Genomic DNA, 13668 nt, shown 5'->3' with positions numbered 1-13668 from the left:
CCACTGAAGCCCCCACCGCCTCCGCCGCCGAAGCCTCCACCGGAACCGCCCGAACGGCTGGAGCCACCGCCTCCGGTCGGCAAGATACCGAGCATCTGGCAGACCAATATCGTCAAAATAAACAGTATCACCAGGAAGACGAACAGCCCGGGATGGCGCTCGACGAAATCACTCGGCTCTTGCTGCCCGTCCGTACTGTATGCCGGCGCCGGCTCGTCCAACGGGCTGCCGCCCAGCACCACCAGCATCGCCGCGACACCATCGCTGATGCCTTTGTTGAAGTTGCCGGTCTTGAAGGCCGGGGTGATCACCTGGTTGATGATCACCGAACTCTGCGCGTCGGTCAGGCGATCCTCCAGGCCGTAGCCCACCTCGATGCGCAGTTTACGGTCATCCCGGGCGATGATCAGCAGCGCGCCGTTGTTTTTATCCTTCTGCCCGATGCCCCAATGGCGCCCCAATTGGTAGCCGAGGTCTTCGATGCTGCTGCCTTGCAGGTCCGCCAGCGTGACCACCACCACCTGTTCGCCGGTGGCCTGTTCATGGGCCTTTAGCTGCGCGTCCAGTTGTGCGCGCACCGACGGTTCGAGCATCTGGGCGGCGTCCACCACCCGTCCGGTCAATGCCGGAAACTTCAACTCGGCCTGGGCCGTGATGGCAAACACCCAGAGCAACAGCACCAGGCCAAATTTCAACACGCGCATTGGAACTCCTGTGTGGGAGCGAGCTGGTGTGGGAGCTGAGCTTGCTCGCGATGAAGGCACCTCGGTCTTTCCAATGACCGCGTTATCGTTCATCGCGAGCAAGCTTTGTTCCCACAGGCTCGCTCCCACAGTTTTTTCAGAACTTCACTTCAGGGGCTTTTTCGGCATTGGGGCTGGTGGCCTCGAAGGTTTCGCGGATCGGCAGGTCGCTGTACATCACGCTGTGCCACAGGCGCCCCGGGAACGTGCGGATCTCGGTGTTGTACTTCTGCACAGCCAGGATGAAGTCGCGGCGGGCCACGGCGATGCGGTTCTCGGTGCCTTCAAGCTGCGATTGCAACGCCAGGAAGTTCTGGTTGGCCTTGAGGTCCGGGTAACGCTCGGACACCACCATCAGCCGGCTCAACGCGCCGGTCAGCTGGTCCTGGGCCTGCTGGAACTGCTTGAGTTTTTCCGGGTTGTCCAGGGTGCTGGCGTCGACCTGGATCGACGTCGCCTTGGCCCGCGCTTCAATCACTGCGGTCAGGGTTTCCTGCTCGTGCTGGGCGTAGCCCTTGACGGTTTCCACCAGGTTGGGAATCAGGTCGGCGCGGCGCTGGTACTGGTTCTGCACCTGGCCCCAGGCGGCCTTGGCCTGTTCGTCCAGGGTCGGGATGTTATTGATGCCGCAACCGGCCAGCAACGTAGTGAGCAGCATCAGGGCCAGCATCGGCAAGCTGCGAAGGTGGTTCAGTCGTGGATTCATCGGGTGGAGCTCTCCGTTGCATGACATTGGAAAAACACGGCCACCTATCTCACCGGCGCCTGGGGCATAATCTGCCGCCGCACTGGATTGAAACGGGTCGATGGGCTAAAAGATGCGCAGTGCGAAACTAAGTTCAGCCCAATGGGTTCGAAAGTGTGCTGCATTTAACTGAACAACAATAGCCGCTCCTCACATTTTGGCTGACCGGCGTGTCCTGATCACCGCCCTTTAGGCTTGCGAGAAAATTATTCATGAAGAAGCTGTGTTTGCTGGGCCTGTTTGTCAGTCTGGCCAGTCACCCCGTATTTGCCGACAACCTGCCAGCCCCCATAGAGAACAAGGACGCCTTCATCAGCAACCTGATGAAGCAGATGACCCTCGAAGAGAAGATCGGCCAATTGCGCCTGATCAGCATCGGCCCGGAAATGCCCCGGGAGATGATTCGCAAGGAAATCGCCGCCGGCAACATCGGTGGCACGTTCAACTCCATCACCCGCGATGAAAACCGTCCGATGCAGGACGCGGCCATGCGCAGCCGGTTGAAGATCCCGATGTTCTTCGCCTATGACGTGATCCACGGTCACCGCACGATTTTCCCGATTCCCCTGGCCCTGGCCTCGAGCTGGGACATGGACGCGATCTACCACTCCGGCCGCATCGCGGCCAAGGAAGCGGCCGCCGACAGCCTGGACATCACCTTCGCGCCGATGGTCGATATTTCCCGCGACCCGCGCTGGGGCCGCACCTCCGAAGGTTTCGGCGAAGACACCTACCTGGTGTCGCGCATCGCCGGGGTGATGGTCAAGGCGTTCCAGGGCAACGGCGCCAACGCGGCCGACAGCATCATGGCCAGCGTCAAGCACTTCGCCCTGTACGGCGCGGTGGAAGGCGGCCGGGACTACAACACCGTGGACATGAGTCCGCTGAAAATGTACCAGGACTACCTGCCCCCCTACCGCGCCGCCATCGACGCGGGTGCCGGTGGGGTGATGGTCGCGCTGAACTCCATCAACGGCGTGCCGGCCACGGCCAACACCTGGCTGATGAACGACCTGCTGCGCAAGGAATGGGGCTTCAAGGGCCTGGCGGTCAGTGACCACGGCGCCATCTTCGAACTGATCAAGCACGGCGTCGCCAAGGACGGTCGCGAAGCGGCGAAACTGGCGATCAAGGCCGGCATCGACATGAGCATGAACGACTCGCTCTATGGCAAGGAACTGCCAGGCTTGCTCAAGGCCGGTGAAATCGAGCAGAGCGACATCGACAACGCCGTGCGCGAAGTGCTCGCGGCCAAATACGACATGGGCCTGTTCAAGGACCCGTACCTGCGCATCGGCAAGGCCGAGGACGACCCGGCCGACACCTACGCCGAAAGCCGCCTGCACCGCTCCGATGCCCGTGACGTGGCGCGCCGCAGCCTGGTCCTGCTGGAAAACCGCAACCAGACCCTGCCCCTGAAGAAGACGGCGAAAATCGCCCTGGTCGGCCCGTTGGCCAAGGCACCGATCGACATGATGGGCAGTTGGGCTGCGGCCGGGCGGCCGGCGCAGTCGGTCACCCTGTTCGACGGCATGACCCGCGCCCTGGGCGCTGACTCGAAGCTGATCTACGCCCGTGGCGCCAACATCACCGGCGACAAGAAGGTGCTCGACTACCTGAACTTCCTCAACTTCGATGCCCCGGAAGTGGTAGACGACCCGCGTCCGGCCCAGGTGCTGATCGACGAAGCGGTAAAAGCCGCCAAGGATGCCGATGTGGTGGTGGCCGCCGTAGGCGAGTCCCGTGGCATGTCTCATGAATCGTCGAGCCGTACCGACCTGAACATCCCGGCCAGCCAACGCGAGCTGATCAAGGCCTTGAAGGCTACCGGCAAGCCTCTGGTGCTGGTGCTGATGAATGGCCGTCCGCTGGCGTTGCTGGACGAGAAGCAGCAGGCCGATGCGATCCTGGAAACCTGGTTCAGCGGCACCGAAGGCGGCAACGCCATCGCCGACGTGCTGTTCGGCGACTACAACCCATCGGGCAAACTGCCGATCACCTTCCCACGCTCGGTGGGGCAGATTCCGACCTACTACAACCACCTGAGCATCGGCCGGCCATTCACGCCGGGCAAGCCGGGCAACTACACCTCGCAGTATTTCGATGACACCACCGGCCCGCTCTATCCGTTCGGTTACGGCTTGAGCTACACCGAGTTCAGCCTGTCGGACATGGCCCTGTCGTCGACCACGCTGAACAAGACCGGCAAGCTCGATGCCAGCGTGACATTGGAAAACACCGGCAAGCGTGACGGCGAAACCGTGGTGCAGCTGTACATCCAGGATGTGACCGGCTCGATCATTCGCCCGGTGAAGGAACTGAAGAACTTCCGCAAGGTGATGCTCAAGGCCGGCGAGAAGAAAGTCATCCACTTCACCATCACCGAGGACGACCTGAAGTTCTTCAATGCCCAACTCAAGTACGCGGCGGAACCGGGCAAGTTCAACGTACAGATCGGCCTGGATTCCCAGGACGTGAAGCAGCAGAGTTTTGAGTTGCTCTGATCCCCAGGCAACACAAGAACCATGTGGGAGCGAGCTTGCTCGCGATAGCGGCTTAACATTCAACTCAGATGTTGAATATCAGACCGCCATCGCGAGCAAGCTCGCTCCCACAGTTGTATCTGGGTGTTCGGGCTAGCCGCGTCGATCCAGCAAGTTCACCACCACCCGATCCACCAACCCCCACACCCGCTGCTTGAAGCGCTTCCACAATGGCCGGCGCTGCCAGGCGTCGAGGCTGACTTGCAGGCTCTGGGTGAAGTCCCGCTCGAAACTGGCCGCCACTGCACTGCTGAGCCTGGAATCCAGGGCTTCGAGGTTGGCTTCCAGGTTGAAGCGCAGGTTCCAGTGATCGAAATTGCAGGAGCCGATGCTGACCCAGTCGTCCACCAGCACCATCTTCAGGTGCAGGAAACACGGCTGGTATTCGAAGATTTTCACGCCAGCCTTGAGCAATCGCGGGTAGTAACGGTGCCCGGCGTAGCGCACGGACGGGTGATCGGTGCGCGGGCCGGTCAGCAGCAGGCGCACGTCGATGCCGCGGGCGGCGGCCTTGCGCAAGGAACGGCGCACGTTCCAGGTCGGCAAAAAATACGGCGTCGCCATCCAGATGCGTTTCTGGCCGCTGTTCAATGCCCGCGACAGCGATTGCAGGATGTCGCGATGCTGGCGGGCGTCGGCATACGCCACCCGGCCCATGCCCTCACCCACCGGTGGTACGCGCGGCAGACGCGGCAAGCCGAAGTTGGACGCCGGTTTCCAGGCTCGCCGATGGCGGTTGGCGAGCCACTGGCGGTCGAACAGCAACTGCCAGTCGAGCACCAGCGGGCCGACTATTTCCACCATCACCTCGTGCCACTCACTGCGGTCGTCGAGGGGGTTCCAGAATTCATCGGTCACCCCGGTGCCGCCAACCACCGCCAAGCGTTGGTCCACCAACAACAGCTTGCGGTGATCCCGGTAAAGGTTGCGCACCCAGCGGCGCCAGCTCAGGCGATTGTAGAAACGCAACTCCACCCCAGCCTCGGTCAGACGCTTGCGCAGGGCCAGGGTAAACGCCAGGCTGCCGTAGTCATCGAACAGGCACCGCACGCGAACGCCACGCTCGGCGGCCTGCACCAGCGCCTGGACCATCGCCTCGGCGCAAGTACCCGCCTCCACCAGATAGAGTTCCAGCTCGACCTGTTCCTGGGCACGGGCGATTTCCACCAGCATGCGCGGGAAGAACTGCGGGCCATCGATCAACAGCTCGAAGCGATTGCCTTCTCGCCAGGGAAAAACCGCGCCGCTCATGTCAGCGCGCCGTGAAAATCAGCACCGCATTCACCGGCACCGAGAGGCTGATGGCCGACAACCCGGCCAGGTTTCGCAGCTTTTCCAGCCCCGGCGCCAGATCGAAATCCGCCGCGTTGAGCACCACCGGTTCCAGGGTCACCACTTGGAAGCGGCGTTCGTCCAGGCGCGTCGCCAGCAGTTCGACGTTGTATTCGTGCTGCTTGCCGTGCAGGTTCACCGTCAGCGGCAGGCGCAATTCCAACTGCGCGCCGCTGGCCAGGTCCTGGATCGGCGCCAGGTCGATCTTGGCGGTGACGGTGGCTTCGGCAAATTGTTTGATCTCGAACAGCTCGGCCCGCATGCGCTCATCGCGCAGAGGAATGCCGCTGTTGATGGATTCCAGCTCCACTTCCAGGCGCGCCAAGCCCTCGGGCTGGACTTGACCGTGCAGCACCAGGAAACGCTGGACCTCGGAAACATTGCCGTTTTTGCTGCTGATAAACGACAGCCGCGACGACTCGCCGTCCAGGTACCAGTCGGCCTGGGCTGGCAACGCGGCGCAGGCCAGCAGCAAGCTGGCGGCAGCGTGAGGGAAAAACCGCTTGAACATACACACTCGCAGGGCACATAAACCTGTGGCGAACCTTAACCGGGCCGAGGGCGCTTGCAAACTGTCTGTTTCAACAACTGCCCAGGAATACAGAGAACCTGGGGTGAAGGGGTTTATCTATGGGAGCAGGGCTTGCCAAAGGTTGGTTCAGGGCTCCAACCGACACCCCTGCCGCTCCCCCATCCACCGCGCGCTGTTGCTACGCCCCAACCCGCTGACGGTGATGCGTTTCGCTTCAGCGGTCTCGAGAAAGTCGCTGATGGGCACCGACTGCTTCACATAGCCACGGCAGTAGTCCGCCGATTGCTCCATCACGTAGCGGCACGAGCAGTATTCCTTGGCGGTGTAGGCACTGATGATGTCGGGGAAGGCCCGCAATGCCACCCGCTCCAGCCAGACCCAACTGAACAGGGCGATGAGCAGCACCGACAACAGGGTGAGCAACACTTTGCGCTTCATGGTTGCACCGTCCCGGCGAACGCCGCCATGGCGCGCTTGAGCAGTTCGTTATGGCGATAGCTGCCGTCGCGGTCGTCGCCGTAACGCACGATCACCAGTTTGGCGCTGGGGATGACGTATAGCGCCTGGCCCCAATGGCCCAGCGCAGCAAAGGTATCCGGCGGCGCATCGGGCCAGGGGTGGATTGCCGGATCGGCGGCGTGGTTGAGCCACCAATGCCCGCCGGGCACGGCTTCGTCCTGGCCGGCCTGGAAGTGGGCAAAAGGCTGGCGATTGAACGCGACCCACGCCTTGGGGATCAGTTGCCGTTCGCCCCAGCGACCGTCCCGTTGCATCAACAACCCGACACGCGCCAGGTCTCGCGCGGTGAGGTAGGCATAGGACGATCCCACGAACGTGCCGCTGGTATCGGTTTCCCAGGTGGCGTGGCGGATGCCGAGGGGCTCGAACAAGGCCGTCCAGGGGTAGTCGGGGTAGCGCACCGGGCCGACGATGGTTTTCAAGGCCACCGCCAGCAAGTTGCTGTCACCGCTGGAATAACGGAACGCCTGCCCCGGCGGACTGGCGCTTTCATGCTGCGCAGTGAACGCCGCCATGTCATGACGCCCACGGGTATAAAGCATCGCCACCACTGAAGAGTTGAGCGGCGCGTATTCGTAGTCTTCCTGCCAGTCCAGGCCTGAGGCCCAGTGGAAAAGATCGGCCAGGGTCAGGCCCGGGTGCCGGCTCAGTGGCGGGTAGTACTTGGCGGCCGGGTCTTGCAGGCCAAACAGTTTTTCACCGTAGGCCACGCCAAACACCGTCGCCAGCAGGCTTTTGCTGATGGACCAGGTCAGGTGCGGGGTCTGGGCGCTGGTCGGCCCGGCGTAGCGTTCGTAGACCAGCCGACCGTCCTGGATCACCAGCAGCGCGTCGGTGCGAATGCCCTCGCGGCTCGCATCGTCCCGGGGTGGGAAGGCGTATTGCTCCAGGGCTTCGATGGCTGGCCCGCTCGGGGTCGAGCCAATTGGCCATTGCTCGCCGGGCCAGTCTTCGGCGTGGGCGCCCAGGTTGAGCAACAGCAGCGGGATCAGGAACCAGCCTTTGGACATGCTTGGGGCTCGCAGGATTGAACCTTCAGAGCCTATTCAGACTTGATGACAATTTCGAGGCTTGTGTGCTCCCCTGTGGGGGCGAGCTTGCTCGCGATGGCGGTTTGTCAGTCGCCATATGCTTAGCTGACACTCCGCTATCGCGAGCAAGCTCGCTCCCACAGGGGGCAGTCGCTTGAGGGACTAGCCCAACGCCTTGGCCAGCCGCTTGGCCCGCGCCCCCGCCCCAATCTCCATCACGCCTTTATCCCGCGTCCACATCTCGCGCCACGCCGCAGGCCCGGCGGCCAGGGCAGCGTTGAGTTCGCCGTCGAGCCCCTGGAACTGGGCGAACAACCCGCCCAGCAGCACATGCCCGACCGCACTGGACGGGTTATGCCGACTCACCTCCGCGCAACCGGCGAGCAACGCCAGCAGGCGCAATTGCAACGCCTGGGGCCAGGCAGATTCCTGCCCGACGCCATACAACCAGGCAGTCATCGCACTGAGCACATAAAGGTCTTCCAGGGTGCGGAACGGTTTGACGTAGGCATCCCAACCGTCGCCTGCCAGCAACTCGCACAGCGCGCCGTCGAGCAGGACGCGGCCATGGCTGATGTCCGGCATCAGGGCAATGGCGGGCAGTTTTTCCAGGGTTACGCCGGGCTCACCCGCATAGGCCACTGCCAGGTTAAGCCGTGGCGTTTCACCGGGTGCTTCGCAGCGAGCGGCAATCAGCAGCCACTCGGCGGCATCTCCGGCGGTGACGAAATCCTTGCGTCCGCTCAGGCGCAAGTCGTCGAGACGGGTTTGCATGTCCGCCGGGCGCAGGCTGCGCTGTTCGGTGGCACACAAGGCGCCGAGGCTCTGGGGCGCGCTGGGCCAAAGCACCCGCAGCGCCGCCTGATACCCCACCAGAAACGCCAGCCCCGGTGTCGCCATCAACCGCGCCCCGGTTACGGCCAGTTCGAACGGCGTCACCGGCCCCAAGCGTTGCAACAACGCAGCATAACCTTCGGCCAGGTCCGGATGGGCGGGCAGGCGTTCGCCGCGTTCGATCAGGGTGTGCCAGGGCATGGGGGCTCCTCGAGGGCTGTCATATAAGCATCACCAAAGCTTCATGGCGATGACACCGGGGCTACATAGCCTGACTTTGCACAACATGGCTGCATAAAGAAAGTCGACAGGCTGCAACTGAACAGCCCGCACGGAGATTCGCTATGACCCAGATCGCCCGCATCAGCGACACCGGCAATGAACGCCGCCTGCAAGCCGAACGCCTGATCGGCGCCCAAGCCTTGCAAGAAGCACAGGCCCTGCGTTTCAACGTCTTCAGCGGCGAATTCAACGCCAAGCTCAAGGGCGCGGAAATGGGTCTGGACATGGATGACTATGATGTTCACTGCGCCCACATCGGCGTACGCGACCTGAACACCGGCCGCCTCGTGGCGACCACTCGCCTGCTCGACCACCAGGCCGCCAGCAGCCTGGGCCGGTTCTACAGCGAAGAAGAATTCAGCCTCCACGGCCTGGTCCACCTCAAGGGCCCAATCCTGGAAATCGGTCGTACCTGCGTCGACCCGGCCTACCGCAACGGCGGCACCATCGCGGTGCTCTGGGGCGAACTGGCCGAAGTCCTGAACGAAGGCGGCTACAGCTACCTGATGGGCTGCGCGAGCATTCCGATGCAGGACGGCGGTATCCAGGCCCAGGCGATCATGCAGCGCCTGCGCGAACGCTACCTGTGCACCGAACACCTGCAAGCCGTGCCGAAAAAACCCTTGCCGACCCTGGACGTGCCGTCCAACGTCATCGCCGAGATGCCACCGCTGCTCAAGGCCTACATGCGCCTGGGCGCGAAGATTTGCGGCGAACCGTGCTGGGACGAGGATTTCCAGGTGGCCGACGTGTTCATCCTGCTCAAGCGCGACGAGCTCTGCCCGCGCTACGCCCGCCACTTCAAGGCGGCGGTCTGATGAGCCGGCTGCGGGTGTACGCGCGAATCGCGCGAGTATTGCTGGTGGTGGCGCTGGGCCTGAGCATGGCCAGCGTGTTCGGCCTGTTCGAACGTGCAGGAATCGCCAACTCGATGGTCCGTCGCCAGCGCTGGTCACGGTTCTTCATGGCACGGCTGAGCCGTGCCCTGCCCTTTTCAGTCACCGTCCACGGTCAACTGCCGCAACGGCCGATGCTGTGGGTCAGCAACCATGTTTCCTGGACCGACATCCCGTTGCTGGGGATGCTCACGCCGCTGTCGTTCCTGTCCAAGGCCGAAGTGCGCACCTGGCCGGTCGCCGGATGGCTGGCAGCCAAGGCCGGCAGCCTGTTTATCCGGCGCGGTTCGGGTGACAGCCAATTGATTCGCAAGCAAATGAGCCGCCACCTGGAACAAGCCCATCCGCTGTTGATGTTCCCGGAAGGCACCACCACCGATGGCCGCACCCTGCGCACCTTCCACGGCCGCTTGTTGTCGGCGGCCATCGATGCCGATGTCGCGTTGCAGCCGGTGGCGATCCGTTACCTGCGCAACGGCGAGCCGGATTCGCTGGCGCCGTTCATTGGCGATGATGATTTGCTGTCGCACCTGATGCGCTTGTTTGCCAATGATCGGGGTGAGGTGGAAATCCATCTGCTGGAACCGATTGCCTGCCACGGCCAGGAACGCGCGGCACTGGCATTCCAGGCGCAGCAGGCGGTGCACAAGGCGTTGTTCGGGGCGCTTCCAGAGAAACAGCAAGCGCCGATGCGACCTGCTGCGATTGCGGCCTGATTCGGATCGCTACGCAGCCCCTTGTGGGAGCGAGCTTGCTCGCGATAGCGGCTTAACATTCAGCAGATGTGCTGGCTGATACACCGCTATCGCGAGCAAGCTCGCTCCCACAATTAGTCCTGCAGCGTGACTTGGTTTTGAGCAAAATCCTGCAGTTGCGGGTAGAACAACCGAAAATCTTCGCTCAACGGCTCATAGAGCCTGATCAACTCCGGCATCGCCCCGGCCAGTTCCTCGGGCCGGGACAAACGGCGGGAAATGCCGCGCAACACCTGCCCAAGCACCTCGAACTCTTGATAAGACCCCAGCCAGTCATCCGCCGCCATATGCGGCGCGATGTGCGCCAGGCGCCCCGGCAGCTGCGGTTCGGTGCCGAGTACCTGGTACACCCGGGAAGTGAACTCCAGCAGCGGCCCTTCGCTGTACAACGTCCAGTCCCGGGCCAGGCAGTGGTCGAAAAACACGTCGAGCACGATCCCGGCATAGCGCCGTCGCACGGTGGAAAAGCGCGACAGCGCGATGTCCACCACGGGATGGCGGTCGGTGTACATGTCAATGCGCCGATGCAGGGCAATCGCCGCTTCGATCCGTGGGTCGTAGAGCCCTTGCAGCGGTCCCTTGACGAAATCACCGTAGAGGCTGCCGAGCAGTTGTTCCCGGCCAGGGCCGCCGAGGTGCAGGTGCGCGAGATAGTTCATGGCCGCAGCTTAGCACCACCCTGCCAATATCGTTATAACCCGATATAGCGATTTGTTCGGCATTCAGATCAAATCCATATTTGTATATCGCGAAATAACGATTTAAGGTTCGCTCCATCGCGATATAGCGTTTTATCAACCCCGAGCTTGCCAACCATGACCCTCGACCTCGACGAAATAATAAAAGCCCTGGCGCACCCAGTACGGCGAGACATCCTCAACTGGCTCAAAGACCCCAAGGTCCAGTTCCCGGAACAGTTGCACAACCACGAATTCGGCATTTGCGCCGGACAGATCGACCAGCGTTGCGGCCTGTCGCAATCCACGGTGTCTGCGCACTTGGCGGTGTTGCAACGGGCGGGGCTGATCACCAGCCAGAAGGTCGGTCAATGGCACTTCTTCAAACGCAACGAGGAAGTGATCCAGCAGTTCCTCAAGCAAATGAGCCAAGAGCTCTGACCTGACAAGGACCTCATCATGCCCCTCTCACTCCTGATCCTGGCCCTGAGCGCCTTCGCCATCGGCACCACCGAGTTCGTCATCATGGGCCTGTTGCCCGACGTGGCGGCCGACCTGGGTGTGTCGATTCCTGGCGCCGGCTGGCTGGTGACCGGCTACGCCCTGGGCGTGGCCATCGGTGCGCCGTTCATGGCCCTGGCCACCGCCCGGCTGCCGCGCAAGGCCGCCCTGGTGGTGTTGATGGGGATTTTCATCGTCGGCAACCTGCTCTGCGCCATCGCCAGCGACTACAACGTGCTGATGTTCGCCCGGGTCGTCACGGCCCTGTGCCACGGTGCGTTCTTCGGTATCGGTTCGGTGGTGGCCGCCGGCCTGGTGGCACCCAACAAGCGCGCCTCGGCCGTGGCCTTGATGTTCACCGGCCTGACCCTGGCCAACGTGCTCGGCGTACCGCTGGGCACCGCACTGGGCCAGGAAGCCGGCTGGCGCTCGACCTTCTGGGCGGTGACTGTGATTGGCGTAATTGCGCTGATCGGCCTGATCCGCTTCCTGCCGGCCAAGCGCGATGAAGAAACACTCAACATGCGCTCGGAACTGGTAGCGCTCAAGGGGGCCGGCCTGTGGCTGTCCCTGAGCATGACCGCGCTGTTCTCCGCCTCGGTGTTCACCCTGTTCACCTATGTCGCCCCGCTGTTGGGTGAAGTGACCGGCGTATCGCCCCGCGGCGTGACCTGGACCCTGGTGCTGATCGGCCTGGGCCTGACCCTGGGCAACATCATCGGCGGCAAGCTGGCGGACAAGAGCCTGGCGAACACGCTGATGGGCGTCTTCCTCACCATGGCCGTGGTGTCCACCGTATTGAGCTGGACCAGCGTGGCGCTGATCCCCAGCGAAATCACCCTGTTCCTCTGGGCCACCGCCTGCTTCGCCGCCGTGCCGGCCCTGCAAGTCAACGTGGTGACCTTCGGCAAAGATGCGCCCAACCTGGTGTCCACCCTGAACATCGGCGCCTTCAACATCGGCAACGCCCTGGGCGCCTGGGTCGGCGGCAGTGTCATCGACCATGGCCTGGGCCTGACCTCCGTGCCCCTGGCCGCCAGCGCGCTGGCTGTGCTGGCGCTGCTGGTCACCCTGATCACTTTCCGCCAGGGCGGTAATGCCGACCTGGCGCCGGCAACTCACTGAGTTTTAACCCTTCCACTTTCGAGGTTGTATTTCATGGCGACTATTTTCGACCCCATCAAACTCGGCGACATCGAGTTGAAGAACCGCATCATCATGGCCCCGCTCACCCGCTGCCGCGCCGACGCAGGTCGCGTGCCCAACGCGCTGATGGCCGAGTACTACGTGCAACGCGCCTCCGCCGGCCTGATCCTCAGCGAAGCAACTTCGGTCACGCCGATGGGCGTGGGCTATCCGGACACCCCGGGCATCTGGTCCAACGACCAGGTACGCGGCTGGTCCAACGTCACCAAGGCGATCCACGGCGCTGGCGGCAAGATCTTCCTGCAACTGTGGCACGTGGGCCGGATCTCCCACCCGTCGTACCTGAACGGCGAAACCCCGGTGGCGCCCAGCGCGATCCAACCCAAGGGCCACGTGAGCCTGGTCCGTCCGCTGGCCGACTACCCGACCCCACGTGCACTGGAAACCGCTGAAATCGCCGACATCGTCGAGGCGTACCGCGTCGGTGCCGAGAATGCCAAGGCTGCCGGGTTCGATGGCGTGGAAATCCACGGCGCCAACGGCTACCTGCTCGACCAGTTCCTGCAAAGCAGCACCAACCAGCGCACCGACAGCTACGGGGGCTCCCTGGAAAACCGTGCCCGCCTGCTGTTGGAAGTGACCGACGCGGCCATTGAAGTCTGGGGCGCCGGCCGGGTTGGCGTGCACCTGGCACCGCGCGCCGACTCCCATGACATGGGTGACGAGAACCGCCTGGAAACCTTCAGCTACGTGGCTCGCGAGCTGGGCAAGCGTGGCATCGCCTTCATCTGCTCCCGTGAGAAGGAAGGCGACGACAGCATCGGCCCGCAACTCAAGCAGGCTTTCGGCGGCCCGTACATCGCCAATGAACGCTTTACCAAGGACAGCGCCAACGCCTGGCTGGCCGAGGGCAAGGCCGATGCCGTGGCCTTCGGAGTGCCGTTCATTGCCAACCCGGACCTGCCGGCACGCTTGAAAGCCGATGCACCACTGAACGAAGCGCATCCGGAAACCTTCTATGGCAAAGGGCCGGTGGGGTACATCGATTACCCTGTGCTCTAATTAATAGCCGGTAAAAAAGCCCTGCCTCGAAAGAGCCAGGGCTTTTTATTTACCTTTAAATATCCGGTCA

The 13668-nt window shown here is 62.9% G+C and carries 14 protein-coding genes; 6 read left to right on the top strand and 8 right to left on the bottom strand.

Annotation, left to right across the window (positions count from 1 at the left end):
* Together KGA89_RS16240 and KGA89_RS16235 are read right to left on the bottom strand one after the other, a co-directional pair.
* A partial coding sequence (locus KGA89_RS16240) for a TPM domain-containing protein (protein ID WP_223472036.1) occupies positions 1 to 704 on the bottom strand: 704 nt, incomplete at its 3' end.
* Between the two features lie 136 nt (positions 705 to 840).
* Complete coding sequence (locus tag KGA89_RS16235) at positions 841 to 1449, bottom strand: LemA family protein (protein WP_003198691.1); 609 nt, start codon at positions 1447 to 1449, stop codon at positions 841 to 843.
* A 251-nt stretch (positions 1450 to 1700) separates the two neighbouring features.
* Between KGA89_RS16235 and bglX the strand changes: the two genes are divergently transcribed.
* The gene (gene bglX, locus KGA89_RS16230; protein ID WP_003198689.1) at positions 1701 to 3992 is read left to right on the top strand and encodes a beta-glucosidase BglX; all 2292 of its coding nucleotides are present in this window, start codon (positions 1701 to 1703) and stop codon (positions 3990 to 3992) included.
* A 132-nt stretch (positions 3993 to 4124) separates the two neighbouring features.
* Here bglX and KGA89_RS16225 read toward each other — a convergent pair whose 3' ends face one another.
* From KGA89_RS16225 to KGA89_RS16205, 5 genes are all read right to left on the bottom strand, one after another.
* On the bottom strand, positions 4125 to 5282 hold the full coding sequence (locus KGA89_RS16225) for a phospholipase D-like domain-containing protein (protein WP_003198687.1): 1158 nt from the start codon (positions 5280 to 5282) through the stop codon (positions 4125 to 4127).
* Position 5283: 1 nt separating this feature from the next.
* On the bottom strand, positions 5284 to 5874 hold the full coding sequence (locus KGA89_RS16220; RefSeq protein WP_003198685.1) for a YceI family protein: 591 nt from the start codon (positions 5872 to 5874) through the stop codon (positions 5284 to 5286).
* A gap of 147 nt (positions 5875 to 6021) precedes the next feature.
* The gene (locus tag KGA89_RS16215) at positions 6022 to 6333 is read right to left on the bottom strand and encodes a hypothetical protein (protein ID WP_003198684.1); all 312 of its coding nucleotides are present in this window, start codon (positions 6331 to 6333) and stop codon (positions 6022 to 6024) included.
* Positions 6330 to 7424 carry a serine hydrolase domain-containing protein gene (locus KGA89_RS16210; protein ID WP_223472035.1) on the bottom strand — a complete coding sequence of 365 codons (1095 nt, stop codon included), beginning with the start codon at positions 7422 to 7424 and terminating at the stop codon, positions 6330 to 6332. Before KGA89_RS16210 ends, KGA89_RS16215 begins: the two co-directional genes overlap by 4 nt.
* A 183-nt stretch (positions 7425 to 7607) precedes the next feature.
* A complete protein-coding gene (locus KGA89_RS16205; RefSeq protein WP_223472034.1) occupies positions 7608 to 8480 on the bottom strand; it encodes an acyl-CoA dehydrogenase family protein in 873 nt (290 codons plus the stop codon).
* A 143-nt stretch (positions 8481 to 8623) separates the two neighbouring features.
* On the opposite strand from KGA89_RS16205, the gene olsB reads away from it, so the two are divergent.
* Both olsB and KGA89_RS16195 read left to right on the top strand, forming a co-directional pair.
* Positions 8624 to 9379, top strand: a complete 756-nt coding sequence (olsB, locus tag KGA89_RS16200; protein ID WP_003198679.1) for an L-ornithine N(alpha)-acyltransferase — start codon at positions 8624 to 8626, stop codon at positions 9377 to 9379.
* Complete coding sequence (locus tag KGA89_RS16195; RefSeq protein ID WP_003198676.1) at positions 9379 to 10173, top strand: lysophospholipid acyltransferase family protein; 795 nt, start codon at positions 9379 to 9381, stop codon at positions 10171 to 10173. The genes olsB and KGA89_RS16195 overlap by 1 nt, the downstream gene beginning before the upstream one ends.
* A gap of 113 nt (positions 10174 to 10286) precedes the next feature.
* Here KGA89_RS16195 and KGA89_RS16190 read toward each other — a convergent pair whose 3' ends face one another.
* Positions 10287 to 10871 (bottom strand): ACP phosphodiesterase, encoded by a 585-nt coding sequence (locus KGA89_RS16190; RefSeq protein WP_003198674.1) that lies wholly within the window; start codon positions 10869 to 10871, stop codon positions 10287 to 10289.
* A 156-nt stretch (positions 10872 to 11027) separates the two neighbouring features.
* On the opposite strand from KGA89_RS16190, the gene KGA89_RS16185 reads away from it, so the two are divergent.
* Genes KGA89_RS16185 through KGA89_RS16175 form a run of 3 tightly spaced genes read left to right on the top strand, consistent with a single transcriptional unit; the run spans position 11028 to position 13598 of the window.
* Positions 11028 to 11330 (top strand): ArsR/SmtB family transcription factor, encoded by a 303-nt coding sequence (locus KGA89_RS16185; protein WP_003198672.1) that lies wholly within the window; start codon positions 11028 to 11030, stop codon positions 11328 to 11330.
* Between the two features lie 18 nt (positions 11331 to 11348).
* Positions 11349 to 12515, top strand: coding sequence for an MFS transporter (locus KGA89_RS16180; protein ID WP_223472033.1), 1167 nt, complete (start codon positions 11349 to 11351; stop codon positions 12513 to 12515).
* Positions 12516 to 12548: 33 nt separating this feature from the next.
* A complete protein-coding gene (locus KGA89_RS16175; RefSeq protein WP_003198668.1) occupies positions 12549 to 13598 on the top strand; it encodes an alkene reductase in 1050 nt (349 codons plus the stop codon).
* Positions 13599 to 13668 lie beyond the last annotated feature (70 nt).

Source organism: Pseudomonas sp. A-RE-22, from assembly GCF_019956035.1.
Taxonomy (GTDB): Bacteria; Pseudomonadota; Gammaproteobacteria; order Pseudomonadales; family Pseudomonadaceae; genus Aquipseudomonas; species Aquipseudomonas brassicacearum.
This window is presented reverse-complemented; position numbering and strand designations above follow the sequence as displayed.

Bases quoted from the DNA above. Each gene is read 5' to 3' on its own strand.
- KGA89_RS16235 (WP_003198691.1), bottom strand. From the start codon at position 1,449: ATGAATCCACGACTGAACCACCTTCGCAGCTTGCCGATGCTGGCCCTG.
- bglX (WP_003198689.1), top strand. From the start codon at position 1,701: ATGAAGAAGCTGTGTTTGCTGGGCCTGTTTGTCAGTCTGGCCAGTCAC.
- KGA89_RS16225 (WP_003198687.1), bottom strand. From the start codon at position 5,282: ATGAGCGGCGCGGTTTTTCCCTGGCGAGAAGGCAATCGCTTCGAGCTG.
- KGA89_RS16220 (WP_003198685.1), bottom strand. From the start codon at position 5,874: ATGTTCAAGCGGTTTTTCCCTCACGCTGCCGCCAGCTTGCTGCTGGCC.
- KGA89_RS16215 (WP_003198684.1), bottom strand. From the start codon at position 6,333: ATGAAGCGCAAAGTGTTGCTCACCCTGTTGTCGGTGCTGCTCATCGCC.
- KGA89_RS16210 (WP_223472035.1), bottom strand. From the start codon at position 7,424: ATGTCCAAAGGCTGGTTCCTGATCCCGCTGCTGTTGCTCAACCTGGGC.
- KGA89_RS16205 (WP_223472034.1), bottom strand. From the start codon at position 8,480: ATGCCCTGGCACACCCTGATCGAACGCGGCGAACGCCTGCCCGCCCAT.
- olsB (WP_003198679.1), top strand. From the start codon at position 8,624: ATGACCCAGATCGCCCGCATCAGCGACACCGGCAATGAACGCCGCCTG.
- KGA89_RS16195 (WP_003198676.1), top strand. From the start codon at position 9,379: ATGAGCCGGCTGCGGGTGTACGCGCGAATCGCGCGAGTATTGCTGGTG.
- KGA89_RS16190 (WP_003198674.1), bottom strand. From the start codon at position 10,871: ATGAACTATCTCGCGCACCTGCACCTCGGCGGCCCTGGCCGGGAACAA.
- KGA89_RS16185 (WP_003198672.1), top strand. From the start codon at position 11,028: ATGACCCTCGACCTCGACGAAATAATAAAAGCCCTGGCGCACCCAGTA.
- KGA89_RS16180 (WP_223472033.1), top strand. From the start codon at position 11,349: ATGCCCCTCTCACTCCTGATCCTGGCCCTGAGCGCCTTCGCCATCGGC.
- KGA89_RS16175 (WP_003198668.1), top strand. From the start codon at position 12,549: ATGGCGACTATTTTCGACCCCATCAAACTCGGCGACATCGAGTTGAAG.